Origin of the sequence: Bacillus sp. S4 (assembly GCF_040838205.1) — a bacterium.
Taxonomy (GTDB): domain Bacteria; phylum Bacillota; class Bacilli; order Bacillales; family Bacillaceae_G; genus Bacillus_A; species Bacillus_A cereus_U.
In genome coordinates this window covers 1-3,505 of the sequence record NZ_JBFPJI010000327.1, presented here as the reverse complement: position 1 = coordinate 3,505, position 3,505 = coordinate 1, and the positions used below count along the sequence as shown (strand labels likewise).

Below are 3,505 nucleotides of genomic sequence, written 5' to 3'. Positions count from 1 at the left end.
ATGCGAAGCATGGGGAAACATTTGAAGATCAAGTATTATATCATTATGAATTTATCGGGGATCGTCTCGTTATTGGTAAATTTTGTTGTATTGCGTCTGGAGTTACCTTTATTATGAACGGAGCGAATCATCGAATGGATGGATTTTCGGCATATCCATTTAATATTTTTAGGAATGGCTGGGAGAAATTCACACCACAGTTATCTGATCTGCCCTATAAAGGAGATACAGTGATTGGAAATGACGTTTGGGTTGGTATGGACACAACTATTATGCCTGGAATAAAAATAGGTGATGGTGCAATAATTGCAGCTAAATCTGTTGTGACTAAAGATGTCGCACCATATACAATTGTTGGTGGAAATCCTGCAAATAAAATAAAAGAGAGATTTTCAAATGCAATAATAGATGAATTATTGCAGATTCAATGGTGGAATTTTGACATTGAAAAAATAACCGGAAATATTGATGCTATTGTACAAGGAGATATTGAACCATTAAGAAAGTTAAAAAGGTAATAAAAAATGCATGACAAAGAGTATCATACCTCCGAATTTTGTTAATGATAATAGAACAAGGAGGTGTGATACTATGGCACAAGACGTTTTATGTGAAGTAAACAACTGTAAATTTTGGGCTAACGGCAATAAATGTAGTGCAGATGCAATTTATGTAGTAAGTCATAAAGGTAAACATGCATCTACAACTGAAGAAACAGATTGCAAAACTTTTGATCCAGAAGTATAAATTTTTGAAGGGTAGCCAAATCGTGGTTGCCCTTTTATTAATTATAGTATTGATAATAAATCTCATTTTCATTCATTGTTTTTAACTTTTCTTTTTATTTTTTCATATTTTCTTCATAAGTGATGTAATCCAGAGCAATTCATGTTCAATACGTGATTTACTAAATTCAATGACTTCTGTAATAAAAGATGAGCTAACATGTAAAGATTGAATAGCAGTAAGTTGTTTATGTAGTACGTCTTGGCGTATTGTTAAAATTTCTTTTCTAGCTTCGTAATCAAGTTTTTCAAATAGCGCGATACGCACAAGGAACTCAGCGTTATTTGTCGCAATCTTTTCGGGAAACTCTCTTAACATTTCAGAAAAAATTTCTTCTCCTGTTTCAGTTATGTCGTACATATTTCGGTTTGGCTTTCCGACTTGTTTATGTATTTTTTTCGTTATAGCGCCCATATTTTCGAAGCGCCGAAGAGCGGGATACAGTGTATTATGATTTAATTCGAAATTCTCACCTAACCGATTTTGAACATTTTTCTTTATTTCATATCCATGTTTTGGTCCAGTCGTTAATTCTGCTAGTAATAAAATGTCAACGTACATAAAAATCCCCCTTATATATTTCTCAAGTTCTCCAATGAAAAATCTCCTTTAACATATGTTAAAATAACATATGTTAGATTATACAACTTTGAACGACCGACCTATCACTTTTATTGTAAAAGAAAAGGGAGGAAAGAACTATGGCTTCGCCTGAAAATGTGATTTTAGTTCATGAAATTTCAAAGCTAAAAACAAAAGAAGAATTGTGGAATCCGTATGAGTGGTATGAATTTATGAGGGATAACCATCCGGTTCATTATGATGAGGAGCAGGATGTATGGAATGTTTTTTTATACGATGATGTAAATCGAGTTTTATCGGATTATCGCTTATTTTCCAGTAGAAGGGAACGAAGACAATTCGCAATCCCACCTTTAGAAACTAGAATAAATATAAATTCTACTGATCCACCAGAACATCGCAATGTACGTTCTATTGTTTCTAAAGCATTTACTCCAAGAAGTTTAGAACAATGGAAACCTCGAATACAGGCTATCGCAAATGAACTTGTACAACATATCAGAAAATATAGTGAGGTTAATATCGTTGAAGAGTTTGCTGCACCTTTACCTGTTACCGTCATATCCGATTTATTAGGAGTGCCAACAACTGACCGTAAAAAAATTAAAGCATGGTCTGATATTTTATTTATGCCGTATAGTAAAGATAAATTTAACGATTTGGATGTGGAAAAAGGAATTGCGTTAAATAAATTTAAAGCATACCTTCTTCCAATTGTTCAAGATAAAAGATATCATTTAACCGACGATATTATTTCAGATTTAATACGAGCTGAATATGAAGGCGAAAGATTAACCGATGAAGAAATTGTAACTTTTTCTTTAGGGTTATTAGCGGCAGGTAATGAAACTACTACAAATTTAATTATTAATAGCTTTTATTGCTTTTTAGTGGATTCCCCTGGAATATATGAAGAGTTAAGAAAAGAACCTACATTAATTCCAAAAGCGATTGAGGAGGTTTTACGCTATCGCTTTCCCGTTACATTAGCTAGGAGGATTACAGAGGATACAAATATATTTGGACCTTTTATGAAAAAGGATCAAATGATTGTTGCATGGGTAAGTGCAGCAAATTTAGATGAGAAAAAGTTTTCACAAGCCTCTAAATTTAATATACACCGAATAGGAAATGAAAAGCATTTAACCTATGGTAAAGGTCCTCATTTTTGCTTAGGGGCACCACTTGCACGTTTAGAAGCCGAGATTGCATTAACTACCTTTATAAATGCTTTTGAAAAAATAGAGCTATCTTCATCTTTCAATTTAGAAAAATGTATATTGGAAAATGAACAAACTTTGAAATTCTTACCTATTCGCTTAAAAACTCAATAAACTGTTCAGCAAGGTACAAAATTACTGTACCTTGTTTTTTATTTCTCAATTGTAAATTTTTAGCGGGCTATTTAGTATGGAAGTGTGTGAAAAAGAGTGGAGGAGGATGCTTATGTTAACGTGTAATGGAAGTAAAACGTTTCAAACATTTATTAAAACTGTAACGGATTTAATTGATAGTAATTTATTAGAAGACCAAATTGTTTGTGCGATTGAAAAATTACTAGAAGAACTTTTAGAAAAGAAAACATGGCTTCCGCTAGAAAAACAGAAGGCGAATTCGGCTCAATATGCACGACACTTGTTATATGAAGATCCTTTAAAGCGATTTGAAGTATTAGCTCTTGTATGGAAAGATGGACAATCTACACCTTTACATGATCATGATGGTACATGGGGAGTAGAAGGCGTTTTTTCAGGAAGGATAATGGTGCAGAACTTTATACAAACTAAGCAGCTTGAAAATTCACTTGTTTATTTAACCCATACAGGAAATCTTTATTTGGGAGAAGGAGAAACAGATAAAGTCATTCCACCAGCTGATTGTCATATTCTTAAAATAGCTGAATGCGAAAGCGTTGTCACGATTCATATTTACGGAAAACGTTTAGAAAAGTTTAAAGTATATGTCCCAACTGAAGAAAAGAATGTGTATATGTGTGAGACAAAATATATTAGTTATAGTTCATAGTTTAAAATCAAAAGCTTTTCTTTAAAGAGAAAAGCTTTTGATTTTATTTTTAATTATTTCTTGACCTGAAACGCTTTTCATGAATTATAAATAAGGAGTACTTCATGAGATC

The 3,505-nt window shown here is 32.6% G+C and carries 5 protein-coding genes; 4 read left to right on the top strand and 1 reads right to left on the bottom strand.

The genetic code is table 11. The features are described from left to right. On the top strand, positions 1-518 hold a 518-nt coding region (locus AB3X48_RS19430; protein WP_367959824.1), incomplete at its 5' end, for a CatB-related O-acetyltransferase. A 73-nt stretch (positions 519-591) separates the two neighbouring features. Further along, positions 592-747, top strand: a complete 156-nt coding sequence (locus tag AB3X48_RS19425) for a DUF1540 domain-containing protein (RefSeq protein ID WP_000046089.1) — start codon at positions 592-594, stop codon at positions 745-747. A gap of 102 nt (positions 748-849) precedes the next feature. Here AB3X48_RS19425 and AB3X48_RS19420 read toward each other — a convergent pair whose 3' ends face one another. Next, positions 850-1,347 carry a helix-turn-helix transcriptional regulator gene (locus AB3X48_RS19420; RefSeq protein ID WP_002085227.1) on the bottom strand — a complete coding sequence of 166 codons (498 nt, stop codon included), beginning with the start codon at positions 1,345-1,347 and terminating at the stop codon, positions 850-852. A gap of 140 nt (positions 1,348-1,487) precedes the next feature. Between AB3X48_RS19420 and AB3X48_RS19415 the strand changes: the two genes are divergently transcribed. Together AB3X48_RS19415 and AB3X48_RS19410 are read left to right on the top strand one after the other, a co-directional pair. Further along, positions 1,488-2,702, top strand: a complete 1,215-nt coding sequence (locus AB3X48_RS19415; protein ID WP_016105009.1) for a cytochrome P450 — start codon at positions 1,488-1,490, stop codon at positions 2,700-2,702. 112 nt (positions 2,703-2,814) lie between these two features. Then, complete coding sequence (locus tag AB3X48_RS19410) at positions 2,815-3,393, top strand: cysteine dioxygenase family protein (protein WP_016105008.1); 579 nt, start codon at positions 2,815-2,817, stop codon at positions 3,391-3,393. The last annotated feature ends 112 nt before the right edge of the window (positions 3,394-3,505 follow it).